The organism is Hyalangium minutum (assembly GCF_000737315.1).
GTDB classification, from domain to species: domain Bacteria; phylum Myxococcota; class Myxococcia; order Myxococcales; family Myxococcaceae; genus Hyalangium; species Hyalangium minutum.
This window is the reverse complement of record NZ_JMCB01000008.1, coordinates 58,793-83,571: the sequence shown is the minus strand read 5'-3', so window position 1 is coordinate 83,571 and position 24,779 is coordinate 58,793. Positions and strand designations below refer to the sequence as shown.

General features: G+C 68.9%; 28 protein-coding genes. 26 read left to right on the top strand and 2 right to left on the bottom strand.

Going from position 1 to position 24,779, the window contains the following annotated elements; all coding sequences use genetic code 11:
- Nucleotides 1–21 precede the first annotated feature (21 nt).
- Nucleotides 22–528: a hypothetical protein gene (locus DB31_RS21635; RefSeq protein ID WP_044191007.1), complete on the bottom strand. Its 507-nt coding sequence runs from the start codon at nucleotides 526–528 to the stop codon at nucleotides 22–24.
- A complete protein-coding gene (locus DB31_RS21630) occupies nucleotides 525–1,415 on the bottom strand; it encodes a tetratricopeptide repeat protein (RefSeq protein WP_240486804.1) in 891 nt (296 codons plus the stop codon). Before DB31_RS21630 ends, DB31_RS21635 begins: the two co-directional genes overlap by 4 nt.
- A gap of 190 nt (nucleotides 1,416–1,605) precedes the next feature.
- Here DB31_RS21630 and DB31_RS21625 point away from each other — a divergent pair, with 190 nt between their 5' ends.
- The 26 genes from DB31_RS21625 to DB31_RS21500 all read left to right on the top strand — a co-directional run bounded on the left by DB31_RS21625 (nucleotide 1,606) and on the right by DB31_RS21500 (nucleotide 24,682).
- Nucleotides 1,606–2,196 (top strand): YceD family protein, encoded by a 591-nt coding sequence (locus tag DB31_RS21625; protein WP_044191005.1) that lies wholly within the window; start codon nucleotides 1,606–1,608, stop codon nucleotides 2,194–2,196.
- Between the two features lie 9 nt (nucleotides 2,197–2,205).
- Entirely contained in the window at nucleotides 2,206–2,388 is a 183-nt protein-coding gene (gene rpmF / locus DB31_RS21620) for a 50S ribosomal protein L32 (RefSeq protein WP_044191004.1), read from the top strand.
- A 325-nt stretch (nucleotides 2,389–2,713) separates the two neighbouring features.
- Nucleotides 2,714–3,697: a beta-ketoacyl-ACP synthase III gene (locus DB31_RS21615; protein ID WP_044191003.1), complete on the top strand. Its 984-nt coding sequence runs from the start codon at nucleotides 2,714–2,716 to the stop codon at nucleotides 3,695–3,697.
- A gap of 32 nt (nucleotides 3,698–3,729) precedes the next feature.
- Entirely contained in the window at nucleotides 3,730–4,668 is a 939-nt protein-coding gene (gene fabD, locus DB31_RS21610; protein WP_044191001.1) for an ACP S-malonyltransferase, read from the top strand.
- Nucleotides 4,665–5,411, top strand: coding sequence for a 3-oxoacyl-[acyl-carrier-protein] reductase (gene fabG / locus DB31_RS21605; protein ID WP_044190999.1), 747 nt, complete (start codon nucleotides 4,665–4,667; stop codon nucleotides 5,409–5,411). The genes fabD and fabG overlap by 4 nt, the downstream gene beginning before the upstream one ends.
- A gap of 105 nt (nucleotides 5,412–5,516) precedes the next feature.
- The gene (acpP, locus tag DB31_RS21600; RefSeq protein ID WP_044190996.1) at nucleotides 5,517–5,768 is read left to right on the top strand and encodes an acyl carrier protein; all 252 of its coding nucleotides are present in this window, start codon (nucleotides 5,517–5,519) and stop codon (nucleotides 5,766–5,768) included.
- A gap of 92 nt (nucleotides 5,769–5,860) precedes the next feature.
- Nucleotides 5,861–7,117 carry a beta-ketoacyl-ACP synthase II gene (gene fabF / locus DB31_RS21595; RefSeq protein ID WP_044191459.1) on the top strand — a complete coding sequence of 419 codons (1,257 nt, stop codon included), beginning with the start codon at nucleotides 5,861–5,863 and terminating at the stop codon, nucleotides 7,115–7,117.
- 30 nt (nucleotides 7,118–7,147) lie between these two features.
- Entirely contained in the window at nucleotides 7,148–7,591 is a 444-nt protein-coding gene (gene rpiB, locus DB31_RS21590; protein ID WP_044190994.1) for a ribose 5-phosphate isomerase B, read from the top strand.
- Nucleotides 7,592–7,626: 35 nt separating this feature from the next.
- The gene (locus tag DB31_RS21585; protein ID WP_044190992.1) at nucleotides 7,627–8,883 is read left to right on the top strand and encodes a serine hydroxymethyltransferase; all 1,257 of its coding nucleotides are present in this window, start codon (nucleotides 7,627–7,629) and stop codon (nucleotides 8,881–8,883) included.
- 25 nt (nucleotides 8,884–8,908) lie between these two features.
- A complete protein-coding gene (gene nrdR, locus DB31_RS21580) occupies nucleotides 8,909–9,415 on the top strand; it encodes a transcriptional regulator NrdR (RefSeq protein ID WP_044190990.1) in 507 nt (168 codons plus the stop codon).
- Nucleotides 9,412–10,575, top strand: coding sequence for a bifunctional diaminohydroxyphosphoribosylaminopyrimidine deaminase/5-amino-6-(5-phosphoribosylamino)uracil reductase RibD (ribD, locus tag DB31_RS21575; RefSeq protein ID WP_044190989.1), 1,164 nt, complete (start codon nucleotides 9,412–9,414; stop codon nucleotides 10,573–10,575). Before nrdR ends, ribD begins: the two co-directional genes overlap by 4 nt.
- A 23-nt stretch (nucleotides 10,576–10,598) precedes the next feature.
- Complete coding sequence (locus DB31_RS21570; protein WP_044190987.1) at nucleotides 10,599–11,249, top strand: riboflavin synthase; 651 nt, start codon at nucleotides 10,599–10,601, stop codon at nucleotides 11,247–11,249.
- A gap of 11 nt (nucleotides 11,250–11,260) precedes the next feature.
- The gene (ribB, locus tag DB31_RS21565; protein ID WP_044190986.1) at nucleotides 11,261–12,451 is read left to right on the top strand and encodes a 3,4-dihydroxy-2-butanone-4-phosphate synthase; all 1,191 of its coding nucleotides are present in this window, start codon (nucleotides 11,261–11,263) and stop codon (nucleotides 12,449–12,451) included.
- A gap of 35 nt (nucleotides 12,452–12,486) precedes the next feature.
- Nucleotides 12,487–12,984 carry a 6,7-dimethyl-8-ribityllumazine synthase gene (gene ribH / locus DB31_RS21560; RefSeq protein WP_044190985.1) on the top strand — a complete coding sequence of 166 codons (498 nt, stop codon included), beginning with the start codon at nucleotides 12,487–12,489 and terminating at the stop codon, nucleotides 12,982–12,984.
- A gap of 3 nt (nucleotides 12,985–12,987) precedes the next feature.
- Nucleotides 12,988–13,413, top strand: coding sequence for a transcription antitermination factor NusB (gene nusB, locus DB31_RS21555; protein ID WP_044190984.1), 426 nt, complete (start codon nucleotides 12,988–12,990; stop codon nucleotides 13,411–13,413).
- Complete coding sequence (locus DB31_RS21550) at nucleotides 13,410–13,898, top strand: M17 family peptidase N-terminal domain-containing protein (protein ID WP_044190983.1); 489 nt, start codon at nucleotides 13,410–13,412, stop codon at nucleotides 13,896–13,898. Before nusB ends, DB31_RS21550 begins: the two co-directional genes overlap by 4 nt.
- Nucleotides 13,899–13,958: 60 nt before the next feature.
- Nucleotides 13,959–14,333, top strand: coding sequence for a response regulator (locus tag DB31_RS21545; RefSeq protein WP_044190982.1), 375 nt, complete (start codon nucleotides 13,959–13,961; stop codon nucleotides 14,331–14,333).
- Between the two features lie 19 nt (nucleotides 14,334–14,352).
- Nucleotides 14,353–16,692: a chemotaxis protein CheA gene (locus DB31_RS21540; protein ID WP_044190981.1), complete on the top strand. Its 2,340-nt coding sequence runs from the start codon at nucleotides 14,353–14,355 to the stop codon at nucleotides 16,690–16,692.
- Between the two features lie 36 nt (nucleotides 16,693–16,728).
- The gene (locus DB31_RS21535) at nucleotides 16,729–17,289 is read left to right on the top strand and encodes a chemotaxis protein CheW (RefSeq protein WP_044190980.1); all 561 of its coding nucleotides are present in this window, start codon (nucleotides 16,729–16,731) and stop codon (nucleotides 17,287–17,289) included.
- Nucleotides 17,286–17,807 (top strand): chemotaxis protein CheW, encoded by a 522-nt coding sequence (locus DB31_RS21530; protein ID WP_044190979.1) that lies wholly within the window; start codon nucleotides 17,286–17,288, stop codon nucleotides 17,805–17,807. Before DB31_RS21535 ends, DB31_RS21530 begins: the two co-directional genes overlap by 4 nt.
- Complete coding sequence (locus DB31_RS21525; RefSeq protein ID WP_044190978.1) at nucleotides 17,804–19,780, top strand: HEAT repeat domain-containing protein; 1,977 nt, start codon at nucleotides 17,804–17,806, stop codon at nucleotides 19,778–19,780. Before DB31_RS21530 ends, DB31_RS21525 begins: the two co-directional genes overlap by 4 nt.
- Before the next feature lie 51 nt (nucleotides 19,781–19,831).
- Entirely contained in the window at nucleotides 19,832–20,674 is an 843-nt protein-coding gene (locus DB31_RS21520) for a CheR family methyltransferase (protein ID WP_044191457.1), read from the top strand.
- Nucleotides 20,671–21,717 (top strand): chemotaxis-specific protein-glutamate methyltransferase CheB, encoded by a 1,047-nt coding sequence (gene cheB, locus DB31_RS21515; RefSeq protein WP_044190977.1) that lies wholly within the window; start codon nucleotides 20,671–20,673, stop codon nucleotides 21,715–21,717. The genes DB31_RS21520 and cheB overlap by 4 nt, the downstream gene beginning before the upstream one ends.
- A gap of 50 nt (nucleotides 21,718–21,767) precedes the next feature.
- Nucleotides 21,768–22,145: a response regulator gene (locus DB31_RS21510; protein WP_044190976.1), complete on the top strand. Its 378-nt coding sequence runs from the start codon at nucleotides 21,768–21,770 to the stop codon at nucleotides 22,143–22,145.
- 33 nt (nucleotides 22,146–22,178) lie between these two features.
- Nucleotides 22,179–22,961 (top strand): ABC transporter ATP-binding protein, encoded by a 783-nt coding sequence (locus tag DB31_RS21505; protein WP_240486802.1) that lies wholly within the window; start codon nucleotides 22,179–22,181, stop codon nucleotides 22,959–22,961.
- Nucleotides 22,958–24,682, top strand: a complete 1,725-nt coding sequence (locus DB31_RS21500) for a putative ABC exporter domain-containing protein (protein ID WP_044190972.1) — start codon at nucleotides 22,958–22,960, stop codon at nucleotides 24,680–24,682. The genes DB31_RS21505 and DB31_RS21500 overlap by 4 nt, the downstream gene beginning before the upstream one ends.
- Nucleotides 24,683–24,779: the final 97 nt, after the last annotated feature.

Sequence of the window (24,779 nt, the reverse complement as noted above, 5' to 3'; positions counted from 1 at the left end):
GGCCAGGCACGGGGCCCCGGCTCAGGGGATGGTGGGATCGCACGCCACGGAGGTCAGGGTGATGGGCTCGGCGAGGATCGGATCGTTCCGGCTCGCGTTGACCTCCGGTAGGCGGTTGCAGGAGCTGCCCAGGAACTGAGGAGGGTTGTCCACGGACAGCGCCTCGATGACGAGCGCGTAGTCGCGGCCCACGGGCACCTCCACGCTGACGTCTTGCGTGGTGCCGCCGGTGCCGGTCAGGTTCACCGGGAAGCGGAGGGCGCGGCCCTCGGCGCCCTTGCCGTCGTGCAGCACCAGCAGCTCGTCGATCTTCACCTGCGAGCGCAGGCACATCCTCTGGAGGTCCGTGCAGTTGCGCTGCTTCCCATTGGGAAGGACCGCGATCTGAAAGGCGGAGAGCTGGCTCGCGACGGCCTTGTCCACGAGGAGGTCTACCCCGAAGCGGGCTGTGCCAGGGTGGAAGTCCTCGCCACAGCCAGCGGCGAGCGGGAGGAGCAGCAAAGCAAGCGGAAGAGGACGCGGGCTCATGGATTGACGCGGATGGTGACGGGGACGCGGCCGCGCTCCTCGGAGGTGGCGATGGCGACACCCGCGGCGGTGCCTCCGACGGCCACTGCGCCCACGGCGACCCAGAGCCAGGGGCTCTTGTACCAAGGGCGGGAGGCAGTCGCTGCGGGTTGGCCCGCCTGCTGGGGCAGGACCTGGAACACGAGCGGGTGGAAGGAGTCGCCCCGGCCCGCCAGCCGCCGCTGCGCCGCGTCCGCCACCTCGAAGTAGTACTCCACCTCGTAGGCGGTGGCCTCGGCGGGGAGCTCGTAGGCGGGCAGGGTGGCGCGGTAGCGCTCCTTCTCCTTATTAGAGGTGGAGCGGTCGCGGATGAAGTCCACGGAGTTGAAGGCCTGGTCGCCGGCGCGCCGGTAGAAGATCTTCGCCTTGGCGCCCAGGGCCATGTCCTGGATGCGCGCGTCCACCGTCACCGGCTCACCGCCCTGGGGATCCGGGATGGGGTCCACCGTGAGCGTCACGGGGCGGACGCGCCGGCTCTTGATGTCCTCCTTGATGCGCGCGTAGAGGTTGCGCAGCTTGGGCGGCGCGTTGCGAGACAGCTCGAAGTCCGGCCGGGCCTGGAGCAGGCGCTCATAGGCCTCGCGGGCCCGCGCCTCGTCGCCCAGGTAGAGCGAGGCCAGCCCGAGCAGGCGGTAGAGCTCCACGAGCTGGTCATCCGTGACGTCCGGCTTGTCCAGGCCCGCCTGCAGGGTCTTCACGGCGTCCTCGAAGTCCCCTTGCTCGATCTGCTCCTGGGCGCGGGTGATCTCCGGATTCGTGGGCCCCAGCTGGAAGAGGAGGGGCGAGGGGAAGGCCGGCCGAGCCGAGACCAGGGCAGGGCTCAGGAGCCCGCCGACCAAGATGCTCACCCCAACACGCAGTCGCCAACCGTGCATTACATGGACGGTACCAGAGCGTTATTAGGAGGATCCACGGAAGGTGCCCAGGGCCGGGTCACGGCCGGGTGAAATCCACCGTGTTTTTTCATCAACGGAGGCGCGTTGACTTTTGGGGGGTGCCCCTCTATGTTGCGCGCCCTTTTGTCTGGACGCCTTGTAGATGCTCGTAAAGATTGAACAAATTCAAGAGCCGGGGCTCAAGCTGGATGAGCCCATCGGTCTCGAGCTGCTCCAGGAGGTACTCACTGGGGCAGGGGCTGGCCGGGACACCGGCTTCCGGGCGACCCGTCCCTCGACGCTTCATGCGTCCTTGCGGAAGGTGAGCGGCGGAGTGCTGGTGGAGGGGAAGTTCACGGCCCATATGGCCGCGCCGTGCAAGCGCTGCCTCGTGGACGTGACGCTGGACCTGCCCGTGGCCTTCACGATCAACCTGGTCCCTGAGTCGCTCGTCCGGGGTGATGACGTGGGGGGCGAGAAGGCGACGGACGATGATCGCGGGCAGGGGGAGACGGCCGGTTCCTTTGAGTTGGAGGATGCCGACGAGGAAGTGTTCGACGGCAAGACGATCGATCTGGATCCGATCATCCGAGAGCAGGTATTGCTCGCCCTCCCGATGAACGCAGTCTGCCGTGAGGACTGCAAGGGGCTCTGCGCGCAGTGTGGCCAGAACCTCAACGAGAAGCAGTGTGGTTGCGAGACGAAGGTCATCGACCCTCGGCTCGCGCCGCTCATGAACATCAAGCTGAACTAGAGGTGAGTCGTGGGAGTTCCCAAGAAGCGGACGTCGAAGATGCGCCGGGATCGCCGTCGCGCGGCCAACAACAACCTGCGCTCCGCCGTGCAGGTCATCAAGTGCGCCAAGTGCAAGGAGCCGGTGCTGCCGCACCGCGCCTGCGCCGCCTGCGGTAACTATGGTGGCCGTGAAGTCATCGCCACGGAGTAGGTGAGGCGCCTTCCAGGCTCCTCCTCGCCTGGGCGGGCCTCGAGCCCGCCCAGGAACGCTGCCCGTTTATCCTGAGGTCTGCTCGCCGCGCCGCGCCGCGCCGCGCAACGCTCGCGGCGTCCGGGCATGGCTATGTCCTCCCGTGAAGTCCGTCGGGTGTGCCCACTCTGGGGCGCGCCGCCGGGTGTCAGGGAGGCTCGCTACGTTGCCGGGCGCTGCTCGGCCGCCCGCTGACCAGATAGGAAAAAGAGCGACAGTGGGCGGTATTTCCGATTAGAGACGCCGCGCTCGGCGTTGTGTTCCGACGACACTTCGGGAGTACCACGTGCCCCTCGCGCAGATCATCGGAACGGGTTCCTACGCTCCAGCCCAGGTCATTACCAATCACGATCTCGAGAAGGTCGTCGATACGTCCGACGCTTGGATTACCGAGCGGACGGGCATCAAGGAGCGTCGCAGAGCCGCACCCGGCGAGGCGACAAGCGACATGGCCGTCGCTGCCGCTCGCAAGGCGCTGGAGATGGCCGGGGTCGCCCCCGAGGACATCGATCTGATCGTGGTGGGGACCATCACGCCAGACATGCCCATGCCGTCCTGCGCGGTGCTCGTTCAGGCGAAGCTGGGGGCCAAGAAGGCGTTTGCCTTCGATGTGGCCGCCGCGTGCGCGGGCTCGGTGTACGCCCTGTCGGTGGCGGAGCAGTTCGTCCGCTCGGGGCAGGCGAAGCGGGCGCTCGTGATCGGCGCGGACCTGTTCACCGGCCTGCTCAACTGGAAGGACCGCAACACCTGTGTCCTCTTTGGCGACGGGGCCGGGGCCATGGTCCTGGCGCCTGCCCAGGAGGAGGGGCGCGGCATCCTCTCCACCCACCTGCGCACGGACGGCACGCTGGCGGAGATCCTCACCGTCCCCGCGGGCGGCTCCCGAGAGCCGCTGACCGAGGACAACCTCCGCGAGCAGCGCCACAAGGTGGTCATGAACGGCCGCGAGGTCTTCAAGTGCGCCGTGCGTGAGCTGACAGGCATCACGCTGGAGTCGCTCAAGGTTCACGGCTACACGCCCCAGCAGGTGGATTACGTCATCGTCCACCAGGCCAACATGCGCATCCTCGAGGCGGTGCTCCAGCGCATCGAGATCCCGATCGAGAAGTGCTGGATCAACCTCGATAAATACGGCAACACGTCCGCCGCCTCGGTGCCCATTGCATTGGATGAGGCCGTCCGTGCTGGAAAGATCAAGCGCGGGGACCTCGTCGCCATCATGGCGGTGGGAGCGGGGATGGCATGGGGCAGCGCCGTCGTGCGCTGGTGACCCCAGAGCAGTCAGGGAGGGTTTGAGGACACATGTCGAAGATTGCTTTCGTCTTCCCCGGCCAGGGCAGCCAGAAGGTGGGCATGGGGAAGGACCTGCTCGAGAAGTTCCCCGAGGCCCGCGCTGTCTTCGAGGCTGTGGACGATGCGCTGCGTGAGAAGCTGTCCACCCTGTGCTTCGAGGGGCCCGAGGAGGCGCTGAAGCTCACCGCCAACACCCAGCCGGCGATCCTCACCGTGTCTCTGGCCGTGCATGCGGTGTTCTCCAAGCGCGTGCAGGAGCCCGCCTTCGTCGCCGGGCACTCGCTCGGGGAGTACTCGGCGCTGGTGGCCGCGAGCTCGCTGCCGCTGGCGGATGCCGTCCGGGCCGTTCGTGCCCGTGGCACCTTCATGCAGGAGGCCGTGCCTTCAGGTGTCGGCGCCATGGCGGCCGTGCTGGGCCTGGAGCCGGACAAGGTGAAGGCGGCCTGTGATGCGGCGGCGCAGGGCGAGGTGGTGGCTCCTGCCAACTACAACTCGCCCGAGCAGACGGTCATCGCCGGCCATGCTTCTGCGGTGTCCCGCGCCTCAGTCATGCTCAAGGAGGCGGGCGCCAAGCGCGTGATGCCCCTGCCGGTGTCCGCGCCTTTCCACTGCGCGCTGATGGATTCGGTGAAACCCCTGCTGGCCGAGGCGCTCGGCAAGGTGAAGGTGGCCGCGCCTCGCATTCCTGTGGTGACCAACGTGGAGGCCCAGCCCAACAGCGACGCCGCCCGCGTGGTGCCGCTGCTGCTGGAGCAGGTCAGCGCGCCGGTCCGCTGGATCGAGTGCGTGGAGGCCCTCAAGGCCGCAGGAGTGACGCGCGTGGTGGAGCTGGGGCCGGGCAAGGTGCTGGCCGGGCTCGTCAAGCGCATCAGCAAGGACATCGAGACGTTCAACGTCGAAGACGCCGCGAGCCTCGAGAAGACGCTGGCGGCGCTGGGGGCAGCATGAGCTTCAAGGACAAGGTGGTTCTGGTAACCGGTGGCTCGCGCGGCATTGGCCGGGCGTGCGCGGTGGCGTTCGCCAAGGCGGGCGCTGCCGTGGTCGTCGTCAACTATGCCGGCAACGAGGCGGCGGCTCAGGAGTCGGTCAAGCTCGTCCAGGAGGCGGGCGCCAAGGCCGAGGCCGTGAAGTTCGACGTGGCGGACACCGCCGCGTGCGCCTCCGCCGTGGATACCCTCGTCAAGACGCACGGCCGGCTGGACGTGCTCGTCAACAACGCGGGCGTGGCCGTGGACGGCCTGGTCATGCGGATGAAGGACGAGGACTGGGACAAGCAGTTGGACACCAACCTCAAGGGCGCCTTTGCGCTCATCCGCGCCGCCAGCCGGCCGATGATGAAGCAGCGCAGCGGGGCCATCATCAACCTCACCTCCATTGTCGGCGAGTCGGGCAATGGGGGACAGGCCGCTTACTCCGCCTCCAAGGCGGGCCTCATTGGCCTGACCAAGTCGGTGGCCAAGGAACTGGCCAGCCGCAACATCCGCGTCAACGCTGTCTCTCCGGGCTTCATTGGCACGGACATGACGGCGAGCATCAATGACGAGATGCGTAAGAAGATGGTGGAGACCATTCCGCTGGCCCGTCTGGGCACCCCGGAAGAGGTGGCCAACGCTGTGGTATTCCTGGCCAGCGATTCGGCCGCCTACATCACCGGAGAAGTCCTGAAGGTGAATGGCGGCATGTACATGTAGCCCACGGTTGGATTGCTGGCGGTCGTGGGATATACCGCGCCCGCCTTTGATTGGGCCCGGGAAGTAGGGCGGGCCCCCACATGGTTCCTGGAGGATTCAGCACTTATGTCGAACGCAACTATCGAGTCCAAGGTCAAGTCCATCATCGCCGACCAGCTCGGGGTGGGGGAGGAGGAGATCAAGCCCGAGTCCTCCTTTATTGAGGACCTTGGCGCCGACAGCCTCGACATCGTGGAGCTCGTGATGGCGATGGAGGAGGAGTTCGAGGTCGAGATCCCCGACGAGGAGGCCGAGAACATCAAGACCGTCGCTGACGCCGTCAACTACATCAACACCCACAAGAACGATAAGAAGTAAGGCGTTTGCGTGGCCGGGCCGGAGGAACGCTGGCCTCCAGCGTTCCCGTGGCCGCGCGCGCTGTCGTTGCAGCCACCCTGTTGGAGAGGAACGTGTCAAACCGTCGAGTCGTCGTCACGGGTACCGGGTTGATCACGGCACTGGGTACCGGGACCGAGAAGAACTGGCAGGCGATGCTCGCCGGTAAGTCGGGCATCGCGCCCATCACCCGCTTCGATGTCGGCAAGCTCGACACGCGGTTCGCGGGTGAGGTGAAGGACTTCGTCCCCGAGCAGTACATGGACAAGCGCGAAGTGCGCCGGATGGACCTGTTCGCCCAGTACGCGGTGGCCGCCGCCGAGATGGCCGTGAAGGAGAGCGGCCTTCCCATCGGCACGGACAAGCCGCACGGCTACCAGCAGGAGCGCGTTGGCGTCATCGTCGGTTCGGGCATTGGCGGCATCGCTTCGCTCGAGGAGCAGCACAAGAAGGGCCTGGAGAAGGGGTTTGACCGGCTGTCGCCCTTCTTCATCATTCAGATGATCATCAACATGGCGCCCGGGCTGATCTCCATCCGGTACGGCGCCAAGGGTCCCAACTGGTCCCCGGTGTCCGCCTGCGCCACCAGCGCCCATGCCATTGGCGAGGCCTGGAAGTCCATCCGCCTGGGCGAGTGTGACGCGGTGATCGCCGGTGGCGCCGAGGCCGCCATCACCCCGCTGGGCATGGGTGGCTTCTCGGTGATGAAGGCGCTGTCCACGCACAACGACAACCCCTCCGCCGCCAGCCGCCCGTTCGACAAGGACCGTGATGGCTTCGTGATGGGTGAGGGCGCCGGCATCGTCATCCTGGAGGAGCTGGAGTCGGCCAAGAAGCGCGGCGCCACCATCCTCGCGGAGCTGGTGGGCTACGGCGCCAACTCGGACGCCAACCACGTCACCGCGCCGGCCCCCGAGGGCGAGGGCGCGGCCCGCTGCATGCGCCTGGCGCTGGCCTCGTCGGGGCTCAACCCGGAGGAGGTGGGCTACATCAACGCCCACGGCACCTCTACCCCGTACAACGACGCCAACGAGTCCAAGGCCATCAAGGCCGTCTTTGGCGCGCACGCCAAGAAGGTGGCCGTGTCCTCCACCAAGTCGATGACTGGGCACATGCTCGGCGCGGCCGGTGGCGCCGAGGCCGTCGTCAGTGTGCTGGCCCTGCTGCGCGGCGTGCTGCCCCCGACCATCAACTACACCACGCCTGACCCGGAGTGCGATCTGGACTACGTGCCGAACCAGCCGCGCGAGATCCGGGTCGATGCGGCCATGAGCAACTCGTTCGGCTTCGGTGGCACCAACGCGGTGCTGCTGTTCCGGCGCTTCAAGTAGAGCGTTCCGCTCCCCAGGGAGGAGCCCCGCGTGAAGATCATCCTGGCATCCGACCACGCGGGGCTCGAGCTCCGCCAGGCGCTGGTGGACGGGCTCCGGGAGCGCGGTGTTGCCTTCGAGGACGTGGGCCCCACCTCACGCGAGTCCGTGGACTACCCGGACTTCGCCACCCGGGTGGCTCGCGCAGTCGCCGCCGGGCAGTACACCCACGGCGTGCTGGTGTGCGGCACGGGCATCGGCATGAGCATCGTGGCCAACAAGTACAAGGGCGTGCGCGCCGCCCTGTGCACCACCGAGTATGAGGCGCGGATGGCCCGCGCTCACAATGACGCCAACGTGCTGTGCCTGGGGCAGCGGGTGGTGGGCTCCGGTGTTGCCCAGGCCATCCTCGAGGCCTTCCTGGCCACCCCCTTCGCGGGCGGCCGGCACGAGCAGCGCGTCCAGAAGATCCGCGAGGCTGAGTCCGAGCGCTAAGGCCCATCTGAACCTCTCACCTGTCGAGGCACCCCATGGAGAACACCCGTACGCTGGCAGAGGTTGATCCCGAGATCGCCCAGGTCGTCCGTCAGGAGACGGAGCGCCAGGAGCAGGGACTGGAGCTCATCGCCTCGGAGAACTTCGTCAGCCCGGCGGTGATGACGGCCGTGGGCTCGGTGCTCACCAACAAGTACGCCGAGGGCTACCCGGGCAAGCGCTACTACGGCGGCTGCGAGGTGGTGGATGTGGCCGAGAACCTGGCCATCAACCGCGTCAAGGAGCTGTTCGGCGCCGAGGCCGCCAACGTCCAGCCCCACTCCGGCAGCCAGGCCAACATGGGCGCCTACATGGCGCTGATGAAGCCCGGTGACACCATGCTGTCGCTGGACCTGAACTCCGGCGGCCACCTCACCCACGGCGCTGCCTTCAACTTCTCCGGCAAGCTCTACAAGGTGGTCCACTACGGGCTCACCCGCGACACGGAGACGATCGACTTCGCCCAGGTGGCCTCGCTGGCCCAGGAGCACAAGCCGCGCGTCATCGTCGTAGGCGCCAGCGCGTACCCGCGCACCCTCGACTTCGCCAAGTTCCGCGAGATCGCCGACAGCGTGGGCGCCGCGATGATGGTGGACATGGCCCACATCGCCGGCCTGGTGGCCGCAGGCATTCACCCCTCGCCGGTGCCCCTGGCGGAGTTCGTCACCTCCACCACGCACAAGACGCTGCGCGGCCCTCGTGGCGGCCTCATCTTGTGCAAGGAGCAGTACGCCAAGACGGTCAACAGCCAGATCTTCCCGGGCATCCAGGGCGGTCCGCTGATGCACGTCATCGCCGCCAAGGCCGTGGCCTTCCGCGAGGCGCTCACCCCCGAGTTCAAGGCCTACCAGCGGCAGATCGTCGCCAACGCCAAGGCCCTGGCCGAGGCGCTCCAGAAGGCGGGCCTGCGCCTGTGCTCGGGTGGCACGGACAACCACCTCATGCTGGTGGACCTGCGCCCCAAGAAGATCACCGGCAAGGTGGCCGAGGAGGTGCTGGACAAGGCCGGCATCACCGTGAACAAGAACATGATCCCCTTCGACCCGGAGAAGCCCACGGTGGCCTCCGGCGTCCGCGTGGGCACCCCCGCCATTACCACCCGCGGCATGAAGGAGGCCGAGATGGCCATCGTCGGCCAGCTCATCGGCGAGGCGCTGGATCACGCTTCCGACGAGGCTCACCTGGCGCACGTCCGTGGCAAGGTGAAGGAGCTGACGAAGTCCTTCCCGCTGTATGCCTCGCGGTTGAAGTAAGGTCTGAGCTCCGCTTCATCCCCCGATGCGCTGCCCCTTCTGCCAGGACACCGAGAACAAGGTCATCGACTCGCGCGAGTCGCATGAAGGATCGGTGATCCGCCGGCGCCGTGAGTGCTTGCAGTGCAAGCGGCGCTTCACCACGTACGAGCGGGTGGAGGAGCTCTATCCGCTCATCGTGAAGAAGGACGGCCGGCGCGAGGCGTTCGATCGGGAGAAGATCGTCAACGGCCTGAAGAAGGCCTGCGAGAAGCGGCCCGTGTCCGCCGATCAGGTCGAGCAGACCGTGGAGGACATCGAGCGGCTGCTGCAGGGCATGGGCGAGAAGGAGGTCGCCTCCAGCGTCATCGGTGAAGAGGTGATGCGGCGGCTGCGCGTCCTGGATGAGGTCGCCTATGTGCGCTTTGCCTCCGTGTACCGGAGCTTCCGCGACATCGCCGAGTTCATGAACGAGCTGCAAGAGCTCGCGGACCAGTCCAAGGAAGGCCGGCCCAACAAGCCCCAGACCGGCAAGGGGGGCCAGCCGTTATGAGGCTCCTGACGCGGGCACGGCTGAAGGCCAGCAGGGCCCCTCGGGCGAAGCGCGCCGCGGACTTCGATCAGGCCGTGGCCGAGTTCTTCATGCGCATCGCCCTGGAAGAGGCCGTCAAAGGCTTGGGCCGTACCAGCCCGAATCCCTCCGTGGGCGCCGTGCTGGTGAAGGGTGGACGGATTATCGCGAAGGGCTACACCCAGCCCGCGGGCCAGGCGCACGCCGAGGTCATGGCACTGGCTGCGGCAGGGCCTCGGGCCCGAGGCGCGGACCTCTACACGACGCTCGAGCCGTGCAACCACTATGGGCGTACTCCTCCGTGCACCTTGGCCATCCTCGAGGCCGGTGTGCGCCGGGTCATCAGCGCGTCCTCGGATCCCAACCCGCTGGTGAGCGGCAAGGGCGTGGCCCGGCTGCGGCGCGCCGGGGTCGAGGTCCGCACCGGCGTCCTCAAGGCCGAAGCCGATCGCCTCAACCGGCCCTTCTTCAAGGCCATCCGCACCCGGAAGCCCTATGTCACGCTCAAGGCCGCGGTGACGCTCGATGGCAAGCTGGCGACCGCTACTGGCGACTCGCGCTGGGTGACGGGCGCGGTGGCGCGCGAATGGGTCCACCGCCTGCGCGATCGCGTGGACGTCATCCTCGTGGGCGCCAATACCGTGCGGAAGGATGATCCGCAGCTCACCACCCGGCTGCCGAGTGGCCGTGGCAAGGACCCGGTGCGCGTGGTGGTGGACTCGCGGCTGAGCCTGAAGCCCTCGCACACCGTCTTCACCCAGCGCTCGTCCGCGAAGACCGTGGTGGCCACGCTGGAGGATCCCACCGGCCGCAACGCCCGCCGCTTCATCGAGCAGGGCGTGGAGGTGTGGCAGGTGCGCGAGAAGCGCGGTCGCGTGGACCTGAAGGCCTTGCTGGCCCACATCTCCAGCCAAGGGCTCAACCACGTGCTCGTGGAGGGTGGGGCGGAGATGTACGGCTCCTTCCTCCGCGACAAGCTGGCGGACGAGCTGGCCCTGTTTCTGGCCCCCAAGCTGATTGGCAGCCAGGGCATCTCCTGGTCGGGCGAGCTGGGCGTGAAGCTCATGTCCCAGGCCCTTCAGTTGAAGGACGTCACCTTCGAGCAGCTCGGAGAGGATCTGCTCCTTCAGGCGCGGTTCTGAAGAATTCGTTATAAGCCCCGCCGATGTTCACCGGTCTCGTTCAGGATGTGGGTGTGGTTGAGCGTGTCGTCCCAGGTGGGATGACCGACCTGTGGATCCGCACGGCGCTCGGGGCCGGCAGCTTCGCTCTGGGCGAGTCCATCTCCGTGGATGGCGCATGCCTCACGGTGGTGGAGCGGGGTGGGGATACCTTCAAGGTCCAGGCCGCCCCCGAGACACTGCGGCGCACCACCATGGACGCGCTGCGCCCCGGCTCCAAGGTGAACCTGGAGCGCGCGCTGGCGCTGGGAGATCGGCTGGGCGGGCACCTGGTCTCCGGCCACGTGGACGCCGTGAGCGAGGTGCTCGAGACGCGCCCCGAGGGCGGCTCGTGGGTCATGGCCTTCCGGCTGCCCACCGAGCTGGCGCCCTTCTTCATCGAGAAGGGCTCGGTGGCCGTGGATGGCATCAGCCTCACCGTCAACGCGGTGCTCGCGGACCGCTTCACCGTGCAGCTCATCCCCGAGACCCAGGCGCGCACCACCCTGCAGGGCAAGAGCGTGGGCTCGCGCGTGAACCTGGAAGCGGACATGATCGGCAAGTACGTGGCGCGGCTGTTCTCGCTGCGCCAGAGCCCCACCAGTGGGCTCACCGAAGCGGCCCTCAAGGCCGCTGGCTTCGGGACGAAAGGGTAGGGAGCACAAGCATGGCGCGCGGGACGAAGGAGTCGAACGTCATCGAGCTGGTGGAGAAGGCGCTCGCGGAGATCCGCAAGGGCCGCATGGTCATCCTCACGGATGACGAGGACCGCGAGAACGAGGGCGACCTCGTCATGGCCGCCGAGAAGGCCACTCCCGAGGCCATCAACTTCATGGCCACCTATGGGCGCGGGCTCATCTGCCTGTCCCTCACCGAGGACCGCATCCGCAAGCTGAACCTGCCGCTGATGGTGCAGGACAACACCTCGCCCTTCCAGACGGCCTTCACCGTCTCCATCGAGGCCGCCCGAGGCGTCACCACTGGCATCTCCGCCGCCGACCGCGCCCGCACCATCCAGGCCGCCGTGGCTCCCAACGCCAAGCCGGGAGACCTCGTGCGCCCCGGCCACATCTTCCCCCTGCGCGCCCGCGATGGCGGCGTGCTCGTGCGCACCGGGCAGACCGAGGGCAGCGTGGACCTCGCGCGCATGGCGGGGCTGTCTCCGTTCGGCGTCATCTGCGAGATCATGAACGCCGACGGCTCCATGGCCCGCAGGCCGGACCTGGTGAAGTTCGCCCGGAAGCACAAGCTGGTGCTGCTCTCGGTGGCGGACATCATCCGCTACCGCTTGGAGCGCGAGCGGCTGGTGAAGCGCATCGGCTCCTCCACCCTGGAGCGCCGGGGCGCGGGCACCTTCCAGGCCTACACCTACGGCAGCGACGTGGACTCGGCCGTGCACGTGGCCCTGGTGAAGGGCGACATCCGCGGCAAGGAGCCTGTGCTCACCCGCGTCCACCGGGGTTGTCTGGTGGGCGATCTGTTGGGCAGCAGCCAGTGCGAGTGCGGCAGCCAGCTCGAACAGGCCATCCAGCACATCCAGGCCGCAGGCCGCGGCGTCATCATCTACCTTCAGAAGGATGTCCCGGCGAAGGCCCGGCTCCAGTGCACCCACATCTCCAATGAGGAAGTGGTGAAGGGCAAGCCGGACCAGACCCGCCTGCGCGAGTTCGGCGTCGGGGCGCAGATCCTCAAGGATCTCGGCCTCGCCCGGCTGCGTCTGCTCACCAACAACCCCAAGAAGATCGTGGGTCTGGAGAGCTACTCCCTGGCGGTGGTGGAGCAGATCCCCCTGTCCAACAGCCAGGCCTCGCAGAAGGTGGCCGCCCGGACACCCCGCCTCCGCCGTGACAAGTCGTGAAGACGTGAGCCCGGCGCTGGTGTAGGAAGCACTCCATGCCTCGCTACATCGAAGGTGATTTCCTGCCTCCCAAGGGCCGCTTTGCCATCTGCGTGGCCCGCTTCAACGCGTTCATCACCGAGGAGCTGGTGAAGGGCGCCGTGGACTCGCTCGTGCGCCATGGCGTGGCGGACTCGGACATCGACGTCTACCGCTGCCCCGGTACCTATGAGCTGCCCGGTTTGACGCGCCGTGTTACGGAGACTCAGAGCTACGTGGGCGTCGTCACCCTGGGCGCCGTCATCCGCGGCGGCACCCCCCACTTCGACTATGTGGCGGGCGAGTGCTCCAAGGGTATCGGCTCGGTGGCCTTCTCCGGCGCGGCCCTGCAGAAGCCGGTCTCCGTCACCTTCGGCGTGCTGACGACGGACACAGTGGAGCAGGCCATCGATCGGGCTGGCGTGAAGGCGGGCAACAAGGGCGCCGAGGCCGCCATGGCCTGCCTGGAGATGGTGAACCTCTACGCGAAGATGGCGGAAGGAAAGAGGGGCTAGCTCATGGGGGCTCGCAGAACCGGCCGCGAGCGCGCGCTGCAGGCGCTCTACCAGTTGGACATGGCCGACAACCTCTCCTCCTACGAGGCGCTCGCGTCCGCGTGGTCCGCCTCCACCGAGGAGGGCAAGCCGGACCCCGACGCCGTCAAGTTCGCCCAGGAGCTCGTCGAGGGCGTCCGGGCGAACCAGAAGGAGATTGACGAGCTCATCGAGAAGCACAGCCACAACTGGCGGCTGGACCGCATGTCCCGCATCGACCGGAACGTGCTGCGCCTGGGCGTCTTCGAGCTGAAGTACCGCCCGGACATTCCCAAGAAGGTCTCCATCAACGAGGCCGTGGAGCTGGGCAAGAACTTCGGCACGGAGGAGTCCAGCGCCTTCGTCAACGGCCTGCTCGACCGCGTCGCGGTGTCCCTCGGAAAGCCGTGAGCGTCTCCACCTACGAGATCGGCCTCGAAGGCCTGGATGCCCTGACCGGGGTGGACGCCCTCTGCCTCTTCGTGGCCGAGGATGACCGGCCCCTGCCCGGCACCGCCGGCTACGTGGATTGGCGGCTGTGCGGCTCCCTGTCCCGGGTGCTCAAGGGCGGCTTCTTCACTGGCGTGAAGGAAGACTGGCTCCTGCTGCCCACGGACGGGCGGATGCCCATGGGCCGCATCTTCGCGGTGGGCCTGGGCACCCGGAAGAACCTGGACACCGCCACCCTGCGCCGGGTCCTGGCCAATGCAGCCCAGGTGCTCGCCAAGGCAAATGTCGAGTCCGTGGCCCTGGAGCTTCCCTTCGGGGGCAAGGTGGACGAGGCCGCCCAGGCCGAGGCCCTCCAGCAGCACTTCCTCCCGGGCTTCAAGGGGAAGCGCGTTACCGTGCTGGCCGATAAGTCTCTGGCGAAGCTCCTTCCCGTGAAGAAGTCCTGACGGGTAGGTCCGGCCAAAGAATCACCTCACTGTCGAGGTTCTGCTAACATTTCCGGCCACATGGGACTCAAGGTCTTGATCGTGGAGGACTCCAAGGCGTCGCGCGAGTTCATCGCCGCCACGGTAGAGTCCGTCTCCGGAGTCGAGGCCTTCACCACCGCCAGCGGCTTCGAGGCCCTCAAGCTGCTGCCGCGTCACCGCTTCGATCTGATCATCACCGACATCAACATGCCCGACATCAACGGGCTGGAGCTGATCAACTTCGTCAAGAAGAACCCGAACTACCGCGACACCCCCCTGTTCATCATCACCACCGAGGGGCGTGAGCAGGATCGGGATCGCGGCATGGCGCTCGGGGCCGCCGAGTACCTGGTCAAGCCGTTCAAGCCGGATGATCTGACCGCGCTGCTGCGGCGCTACCTGAAGCTGGCCTGAGCCGGAGAGCCCCGCCGCCGTGAACCAGGGAGGCAAAGCGCTGGCCGAGTTCGTCGCCGAGGCGACGGAGATCCTCGACACGCTCAACAAGGACCTGCTCACGCTCGACGAGCGCCGGGGGCAGGAGGTCGACCCCGATCTCATCAACGGCATCTTCCGCGCCGCCCACTCGCTCAAGGGGCTCGCGGGGCTGTTCGGCCAGGACCGCATCGCCCGGCTCGCCCACGGCATGGAGGACCTGCTGGACCGGCTCCGGCTGGGCAAGCTCGTCCTGGACGACACCACCCTGGACTCGCTCGTCGAGGCCCTGGACGTGCTCCAGTCCCTGCTCGTGGATGCTTCGCGCGGGGAGACCTCGTCCTCGCAGTCCTCGCGGGTGGAGGGGCTCATCGAGCGCTTCTCCCACCTGGGCGAGCCCTCGGCTCCGGGCGAGGAGGATCCGCTCGACCGCCTGGACCTGGACTCCCAGGTGCGCGCCGTCTTCACCGAGTACGAGGAGCACCGGCTGCGGGAGAACGTCCGCCGGGGCGTGGCGCTGTGGCGCGTGCGCGCCGACTTTGACTTGTCCGACTTCGACAAGGGCCTGGCCGAGCTGAACTCCCGCCTCAAGCCCGTGGGCGAGATCATCAGCACGCTGCCCTCGGCCCAGCCCAGCAGCGCCAGTGGCATCGCGTTCGATCTCATCTTCGGCTCGAAGGTGTCCGGCCCCGAGCTGTCCGAGGCGCTCGATGGCACCCCTGCGCAGCTCTCCCAGCTCGGGGTGCGTGCCCCGGTTCCGGGACGCTCGGCGCCTCCGGCCCCCCGCGAGCCTCCCCGGACGACAGTGGTGGCCCGCTCCCCCGAAGCTCCGCTTCCCACCAAGAGCGTTGCGACTCCGCCGCCGACTCCCACTGCTCCGGCGAAGGTGGTCACCCCCGCGCCGACTCCCGCCGAGGAGTCCAAGGCCCTGGCCAAGGGACGCTCGGGCGCGAAGCCGGCCAAGGGGGCGGGTGCTGTGCTGCCTCCGCCCCCGGTGCCGGATGACGAGCTCCCTCCGCCGTTGATGACGCCGCCCCCGGTGGCCGACCTGGGCATCACCGAGGTCGTCGATGGCGCTACGGGTGAACCGATCTCCCGGGGGCCGAAGATCGACCCGGACACCTCGCTGCGCTCGCTGACTCAGACGGTGCGCGTGGACATCCGCCGCCTGGACGGGCTGATGAACACGGTGGGCGAGCTGCTGCTCATCAAGGCCAACCTCCAGCGCATGGCGGAGACGGCGCGGCAGGAGGGCACGCTGGTGCTCTCCAAGGCCTGGGTGACGGAGCTGGCGCGCGAGACGCGGCAGCTCGAGCGCAAGCTGGACGCGCTCCAGGGCGGGTTGCTCGAGGCGCGCATGGTCCCGGTGGGCCAGGTCTTCGACAAGCTGGCCCGGCTGGTGCGCCGCATCGCCCGCGAGGCCGGCAAGGAGATCGACTTCCTGAGCAGCGGCGGTGAGGTGGAGCTGGACAAGCTCATCGTCGAGGAGCTGAGCGATCCGCTGATGCACATCATCCGCAACGCCATCGATCACGGCGTGGAGCCCCCGGAGGCCCGGGTGGCCGCGGGCAAGTCGCGCCGCGCCACCGTGTCGCTGAGGGCCGAGCAGAAGGGCAACCACGTCGTCATCGAGGTGAGCGACGACGGCTCCGGCATCGACGAGCTGCGCGTCCGCGAGGTGGCCATTCAGAAGGGGCTCATCACCGAGGCCCAGGCCCACGAGATGACCCGGCGGGAGCTGCTCAACCTCATCTTCCTGCCGGGCTTCTCCACCGCTCGCAACGTGTCCGAGCTGTCCGGCCGCGGTGTGGGCCTGGACGTGGTGAAGAACAACATCAGCAACCTGTCGGGCCTCATCGACGTGTGGAGCGAGCGCGGGCGGGGGACGGCCTTCCAGCTCACCCTCCCGCTTACGCTGGCCATCATCCGCGCCCTGGTGGTGGGGGTGAGTGGGCGGACCTACGCGGTGCCGCTCAACAGCGTGCTGGAGATCCTCTCCGTGCAGCCCAAGGACATCCGCACCGTGGAGCGGCGCGAGGTGCTGGACTTGCGCGGACAGACGCTGCCGTTCACCCGGCTGGCCCGTCTCTTCAAGCTCCCCGAGCGCAACACCGGCCGCCACTTCGTGGTGGTGGTGGGCTTGGCGCAGGAGCGCATGGGCATCGCCGTGGACGAGCTCTTCGGCCAGCAGGACATCGTCACCAAGCCGCTGGGCGGCCGGCTCCAGTCCGTGCGAGGCATCTCAGGCGCGACGGATCTGGGAAACCGGAGAACCGTGCTCGTTCTGGATGTCGCGGCACTGCTTGAAGATGGAATGGGGCCCGAGCGTCGCTGGGCGTGACGCAAGGGGCCCCGGGGCTGCTATTCTTCTCTGCCCGTGTCGCGCTTCTCCGCACTGCTCGATGACTTCTTCTACCGGCCGGACGAGGACGTCGGGGGCCTGTTGGAGTTCGCTGCGGGCAGCGACGAGCTTCAGCCCCTCATCCCCGAGGAGACGCCCGAGGAGTACCTGGCCTTCGTCCTGGAGGACGAGTGCTACGCTGTCCCCATCACCTCCATCCGGGAGATCGGCAAGGTGCCCCCGTTGACGGAGATTCCTCGAGCGGAGGCCGGGCTGCTGGGCGTGATGAACCTGCGGGGGGATGTCATCCCCGTGTATGACTTGAAGATGCGGCTGAGGTTGACCGACACGGCCTCCGTGGTGGCGGGCCCCGATGCGCCGCCGCCTCCGCGCCAGGCCCGCATCCTCGTGGCCCATACGGAGGAGGGCCCCGCGGGTGTGTGGGTGGACTCGGTCCGGGACGTGGTCCGCCTCAAGCCCTCCATGCTGGAGCCGGCCCCGCAGGGGCTCGGCGGCGAGCGCGACTGTGTGGTGGGCATCGGCCGCCGCAACTCGCAGCTCTACATTCTCCTCGACATTCAGCAGGCGCTCGCATGAGAGAGCCGGTGACCCTGACCACGCGCCGCCCCCGCCCCGAGGACTCGGCGCCCCGTGACCCGCTCGTGCAGCTGTGCTGCTTCTCCGTGGGCCGTGAGGAGTACGTTGTCGACATCATGCGCGTGGAAGAGATCCTCCCACCTCAGCGTGTCATCCCCGTGCCGCGAGCGCCCTCGTTCGTCGAGGGCATGCTGCACCTGCGCGGGGCCCTGCTGCCGGTGGTGGATCTGCGCCAGCGGTTGAACACCGTGGAGGCTCCGGCCTCCCAGAAGACCCGGTTGCTGGTATGCCTGGTAGGCCGGAGGAGGTTGGCGCTCAGGGTGGATCGGGTCACGGAGGTCATGCGGGTGCGCCGCAGTGAGATCAAGCCTGCGCCGGCGCTGCTGTCGCCGGGCCGTACGCCGTTCGTGGTGGGCGTGTGCGGGACGGTGGAGCGCCCGCGGCTGCTGCTGGACATCAAGGTGCTGCTGCGCTCGGAGGTGGAGCGGGAGGCGAAGCGGATGGGAGGCGAGGCGTGACCCACGTGCTCGCTCCCCAGCCCGAGGAGGAGCGTTACCAGGCGGTGCTCGCGGTGGACCCCGCGAGCCCTACCGCGCTCGATGCGCTCATTCAGGGCCTCCACGACGAGAGCTGGCGCGTGCGCCGGGCTGCGTCCGAGGCCCTGCGGCGGCTGCCCTCCCTCACGCAGGTGGCTCAGCGGCTCGTCGCCGTCCTGGGCGAGCGCGGTGAGACGGGGGCTCGCAACGCCGCCGCCGAGGCCCTCGTGGGGCTCGGGGATGTGTCGGTGGCGCCGCTCATCCGGCTGCTGACCCATGAGGATCCCGATCAGCGGAAGTTCGCCGCGGACATCCTCGGGCAGCTGGGGCGGCGCGCGTCGGAGAGCGCGCTGATTGGCGCGCTGGCGGACTCGGATCTCAACGTCCGCGTCTCCGCCGTGGAGGCGCTGGGGCGGCTGGGCTCGGATGCCGGGGCGCGCGCCCTGGAGGGCTTGCTCAAGGAGCCCGAGACGCTGCTGCGGCTGGCCGTGCTGGAGGCGCTCTCGCAGCTTCAGTGGCCGCCGCCGCTGCCCGTGGTGGTTCCCCTGCTGAGTGATCCGCTGCTGCGCCGCAGCGCCTACCGCGTCATGGGGCTCATTCCCCAGGTGGCCGCCACGGAGCTCATCAGCCGGGGGCTGGGCTCGGAGGTCCGCTCCATCCGCGAGGCCGCGCTGGGCGCCCTGGGCAGCCAGGCCAGCGTGGCGGACGGCACCCTGCGCGCGGAGATTGACGCCCAGACGCGTGCCGCCCTCAAGCGCGTGCCCGAGGCCGTGGAGTTCGTCACCCGCGCCTTCGAGAACGAGGACATGCCTGTTCGGGCCGGAGCGCTCGTGGCGGCCGGGGCCCTGCGGGAGCCTTCGCTCGCCATCGCGGTGGCGGAGGCGGCACGGGAAGATCGGCTGCTGCGCGAAGTGATTCGCACGCTGTCCCGGCTCGGCTCCGAGGCGGGGCGTGAGCTGCTCGGGCGCATGGCGGAGCTGTCCCTGCCCGCGCGTGCAGCCGCCGCCCAGGCGATGCTGGAGATGGTGGATCCGTCCTATGTCCCGGCGCTGAGCGCGCTGCTGGAGTGGGCCGAGGACGATCTTCGCGCCGTGGCCGTGAAGGCGCTGGGGCGGACCCAGTCGCCGGATGCGGTGGCGCCTCTGGTGGCGTTGCTCGAAGAGCCGGCCCTGGCAGGCGCGGCGGTCCGGGCGCTGGGGGTTCTCTCCGGTGGCTGCCGGGAGGCCGTGCTCGCGGCGCTGGAGGAAGTGGTCGAGAAGCGGCCCTCTCCGGCCGCACTGGCCGCGTACGCCCACGCGGGAGGCACTGCCGCGCTGCCGACGTTCCGCAAGCTGGCGCGGGCCTCGGATCCGCTGCTGCGCGCGGCGGCCCTGGGAGCCGCGATGGACGTGGATCCCGCGGTGGGGCTGGAGCTGGCCCGCTCGGCGCTGCAGGACGAGGCGGCGCCGGTGCGTGCGGCAGGGGCCCGGGCGGTGGGGAGGGTAGGAGATCCCTCCGCGGGCGCGCTGCTCAAGCCTGCGCTGCAGGACGAGGACATCGCCGTGCAGCTCGCCGCCGTGGAGGCGCTGGGCGAGTGTGGCGCCTCTGACCGGATGCCCGAGCTCGAGGCGCTGGTGAGCCACCCAGACGGTGCGCTGGCGGGACGGGCGGTGCGCGCGCTGGGGCGCATTGGCTCCGTGCGGCCGCAGGTGCTCCGAGAGGCCACGCGCCACGCGGACGCGGAGGTGGTGAAGGCCGCGCTCCAGGCCGGAGCGGTGTCGGCCGAGGGTGTGGCGCTGGCGGTGGAGCTGTTGCAGCACCCCGGCTGGGACGTGCGCGCCACGGCGGCTCGGGTGCTGGGAGATTCGGGAGGACGCGACAGTCTAGAGGCTGTGCGATCGGCGTTGGCGGTGGAGCAGGACGCGCTGGCACGGCGGGCGCTCACGGATGCGGTGGAGCGCCTCTCGAGGCGATGAGAGATGGGGGCTCAGGTGGGGTCACGCTTCGACGAAGAAGGCCGGCCGGAGATGAGCGCAGAGGAGTTCAGACTCCTCCGCGACCATGTCTACTCCCATTGCGGCATCCTCGTGCGCGAGGACATGAAGTTCGTCATGGAGCGGCGCCTGTGGCCCCGGCTGGAGGCGCTGGGCTTGCGGGACTTCGCCGGCTACCACCGCTACCTGCGCTATGACGCCCAGCGCCGCGTGGAGCTGGAGGCCGCCGTCGAGGCGCTGACGACCCATGAGACCTACTTCTTCCGCGAGCCCGGCCAGCTCCAGGCCTTCACCGATGAGCTGCTGCCCGCGCTCCAGCAGCGCAACGGCGCCCTCAAGCGGCTGCGCATCTGGTCCGCCGGCTGCTCCACGGGAGAGGAGGCCTTCACCATCGCGATGCTCCTGCAGCAGAGCCGCCGCTTCGAGGGCTGGGATGTCCTCGTCTACGGCACGGACATCTCCCGCCGGGTGCTGACCACGGCCCGCCGGGGCGAGTACGGCCCGTCCTCGCTGCGAGCCACCTCGCCCGAGCACGTGGCGCGCTTCTTCCTCCCGCTCGGGGCCAACAAGGTCCGGGTGAAGGACGACGTGCGCTCCTGGGTGACCTTCGAGCAGCTCAACTTGCTGGACGAGGAGGCCTGCCGCCAGATGCCGAAGGTGGACGCCGTGTTCTGCCGCAACGTGATGATCTACTTCGATCTTCCGGCACGGCGCCGCGTGCTTCAGGTCTTCCATGACCGGCTCGTGCCTGGGGGCTATCTGCTGCTGGGCCACTCGGAGAACCTGCTCAACCTGGGCGCGGACTTCGAGCTGGTGCACCTGCAAGGCGACCTGGCGTACCGCAAGCCCCCGCTGCTCCCGAGGGGCACGCTATGACGACGCGCCCTCCCACCACGGTGCTCGTCATCGACGATTCGGCGCACAACCGGAGGACCATCAAGCAGCTGCTGGAGTCCGAGCCGGATGTCCAGGTGCTGGACTGGGCGCTGGACGGTGAGGAGGGGCTGCGCAAGGTGGTGGACCTGCGCCCCGACGTGGTGACGGTGGACCTGGAGATGCCCCGCATGGGCGGGTACACCTTCCTGCGGCTGCTGCGGAGCGCCGCTCCCACGCCGGCCATCGTCATCTCCAGCCATACCCACAAGGCGGACGTCTTCAAGGCGCTGGAACTGGGGGCCTTCGACTTCATCGCCCGGCCGGCCAAGCCGACGCCGCAGGCGCTCGAGGAACTGCGCACGGAGCTGCTGGAGAAGGTCCGCGCGGCGCGGCTGGTGCGCCGGGGGGGTGGGGCGAGGCGGCTTCCCACGCGGCTGCCTCGGGAGCGCGAGCCCATCGAGGCGCCCCCCTTCATCGTGGCCGTGGGCGCGTCCACGGGTGGGCCTCCGGCGGTGCAGCGGCTCCTGGAGGCGCTCGCGGCCGAGCCCACCTTCTGCGTGCTGGTCTGCCAGCACATGCCCTCCCAGTTCACCAAGGCGTTCGCGGACCGGCTGGACAGCATTGGCCCGTTCCACGTCTCGGAGGCGAAGGAGGGAGACCGTCTGGCCCCTGGCCACGTCTTCATCGCTCCGGGCGGGCGCCACATGCTGCTGGTGGAGCAGGCCGGTCACCTGGTGCTGAAGACGCCCGAGGTCGCCGCGAAGGACCGGTACGTGCCGTCGGTGGACCGGCTCTTCACCAGCGTGTCCAAGGCGCTGGGGCACAAGTCCCTGGCGGTGGTGCTCACGGGCATGGGCTCGGACGGGGCGGCGGGGGCAAAGGACGTGCACCACGTGGGCGGCGAGGTCTGGGCCGAGTCCGAGGAGACGGCCGTCGTCTTCGGCATGCCCCAGGAGGCCATCTCCACCGGAGTGGTGAAGCGGGTGCTGCCGCTGGGGGAGATCGGCCCCGCGCTGCTGACGCTGGCCCGGCGCCGGCGGTAGGCGGCGGCGAATCCGGCCGTTTTCTGGACGGCGGTGGTATCTTCCCAGCCATGACGCAGATCCGGGCGCTGGTGGTAGACGACTCCCAGGCCATGCGGCGCAGCATCATGTATGCCCTGCAGCGGCTGGGCGGAGTCGTCTGCGTCGAGGCCGCGGACGGTGCCGACGGCCTGAAGAAGTTCACCCAGGGCCAGTTCGACCTGGTCCTCACCGACATCAACATGCCGCTGATGGATGGGCTCAAGCTGATCAGCCACATCCGGCAGGATCCGATCCACAAGGACGTCCCCATCGTGGTCATCACCACCGAGGGGGCCACGGCGGACCGCGACCGGGCCCTGGCGCTCGGGGCAAGCGCCTACCTCGTCAAACCCGTGCAAGCCAAGGTCGTGCTCGATACGGTGAAGGGGCTGCTGAACCTGCACTGAGCCGGAGCCGAGGTGCTTCCTCCCGAGACGACAGTGGAACCTGGAACCGGGACGCCCGTGCTGGAGGTGGTGTCCCTGGAGAAGACCTACGGCGCGGTGAAGGCCGTGCAGGGGCTGACCTTCCAGGTGGCGCCCGGCGAGGTGCTGGGGCTGGTGGGCCCCAACGGTGCGGGAAAGACGTCCACCCTGAGGTGCCTCGCGGGCATCCTCCCCGTGTCCTCGGGGAAGGTCGCCGTGGTGGGCCATGACGTGGCGCACGAGCCCGTGAAGGCGAAGCAAGCGCTGGCGTTCCTGCCGGACGAGCCGCGCCTCTTCGAGTACCTCACCGTCTGGGAGCACCTGAACTTCGTGGCCCGCCTCTATGGCGTGGAGCAGTGGGAGGACAAGGCGCGCGCGCTGCTCGCGGAGATGGAGCTGGGGAACAAGGAGAAGGCGCTGCCGGGAGAGCTGTCGCGCGGCATGAAGCAGAAGCTCTCCATCGCCTGCGGCTTCCTGCATGACCCGCGGCTCATTCTCCTGGACGAGCCCCTCACGGGCTTGGACCCCATCGGCATCCGGAGGATGAAGGCCTCGCTGCGGAAGCGGGCGGAGCAGGGGGCGGCGCTGGTGCTCTCCTCGCACCTGCTGCCGTTGGTGGAGGAGCTGTGCCACCGCATCCTCGTCATCTCCGGAGGCCGCGCGGTGGCGCTCGGCACCCTGGCGGAGATCCGCGCGCAGCTGAGCGGGCTGGAGGGCGGCAACGCCTCGCTGGAGGAGATCTTCGTGCGCATCACCAGCGCCGGGAGCGAGGAGAGGCCGGAGCCTCCCGCCTCATGAGCTTCCCGCGCGCGGTGGCGTTCCTGTGGTGGGCCTCGCTGCGCAACCGCGTGCGCAAGCAGCTGGAGCGCATGCGCCAGCCGAAGTACCTGGCGGGGCTCATCGTCGGCGGTGCCTACCTTTATATGATGGTGGTCCGGCGGCTGAGCTACTCGCGCTCCGTGGAGTCGCTGCCCCCCAGCGCGCGCGCCCTGGCCGAGCTGTCGCTGGGCACCATGGTGATGGTGTCGCTGGCCGCCGCTTGGATCCTCGGGCAGGACCGGCCGTCGCTCGCGTTCACGGAGACGGAGGTGCAGCAGCTGTTCGCCGCACCCATCAGCCGGCGCGGGCTGCTGCACTACAAGCTGGCCCGCGGGGTGATGGGCGCCGGGGTCAGCTCTGTCTTCACCACGATCTTCATCGGGCGGGCCGTCACCCCGCACCTGGTGCTGTTCTTCCTGGGCTCCGTGCTCGCGTTCGTCACCGTGAACCTGCACGTCACCGCGGCCTCGTTCGTTCGCACGCGGCTGGCCCGGCTCGGAGGGTGGGGCACGGTGCTGCGGTGGGCCGTGCTCCTCGTGCTGTTCGCGGCCCTGGGGTGGGCCGGGTACTCGGCGTTCCAGGAGAACCCCTTCCCGGTGGGCCCCGAGGGCCAGGCGCCTTCCCGGGAGTGGCTCTTCGCGCTCGTCTCGCACCCGGCGCTCCAGGTGGCCCTGTGGCCGGGGCGCGTCCTGGTGGCGCCCGCTCTGGCGGAGGGGGTGGGGGCCTTCCTCCGCTCGATGCCGATCGTGCTGGGGCTGCTCGCGGTCCACTACCTCTGGATCACCGTGCTCATCGTCCCCTTCGAGGAGGCGGTGGTGGTGCGGGCCGAGGAGACGGCGCGGCGGCGCAGCCAGCGGGTGGCCCGGGTGGGGCACATCGTCCTGCGCAAGCCCTTCTTCCGCCTGAGCGCCTCCGGACGGCCCGAGGTGGCGCTGCTGTGGAAGAACCTCATCGCCGCGCGTCGCATCGCCGGGCCCGAGGTGCTGCTCGTGCTGGCGCTGCTGGGGCTCGCCGTGCCCCTGGGCGTCGCCGTGTTCGCTCCCGCCGCGCTCTCCCAGACGCGGCAGGTGATGGCGGGCGTCTACCTGACGTTCGCGGGCATGCTCACCGTGTTCGGCCCCGTCTCCATGCGCTCGGATCTCCGCCTGGATCTGCCCAAGCTGGATCTGCTCCGGGCGCTCCCGTTGACGGGAAGGCAGGTGGTCGCCGCCGAGATGCTGGCCCCGGGGGTGCTGCTGGCCATCATGCAGCTCGTGCTGCTCCTGCTGGCCGTGGCCATGGCCGTGGGGGCTCCCGGCCCGTGGGGGGCCGAGCTGTGGGTGGCCGGGGCACTGGGGTTGGCGCCGTTGCTGCCCGCGCTCGCCATTGGCGGTGTGTTCGTCCAGAACGCCGCCGTGGTGCTCTTCCCCGCGTGGCTCCCCGCTGATGGCGAGCGGGCCCGCGGCATCGAGGCACTGGGCCAGCGGCTGTTGACGCTCGCAGGTGCCCTCGTGGTGGTGATGGGCGGGCTGTTGCCTGCAGCCATCGTCGCCGCGCTGGTGGGCTTCGCGCTCTATGGCGTGCTGGGTGTTTGGGCGCTGCCGTGCGCGGGGCTCGTCGCTGCGGCGGGGGTGTCGCTCGAAGTAGGCCTGGGTGTCATGGCCCTCGGCCGCGCGTTCGATCGGATGGACGTGTCGAGCGAAGGCGTGGGCGCACCGTAAACAAAAGCACAGGTGGGTAGCGCTCCGTTGCGGACTCACCTCCGCGCGAAGAGGGCGGTGATCTGTTCACCTTCGGAAAAGAATTCTGAACCGGTAT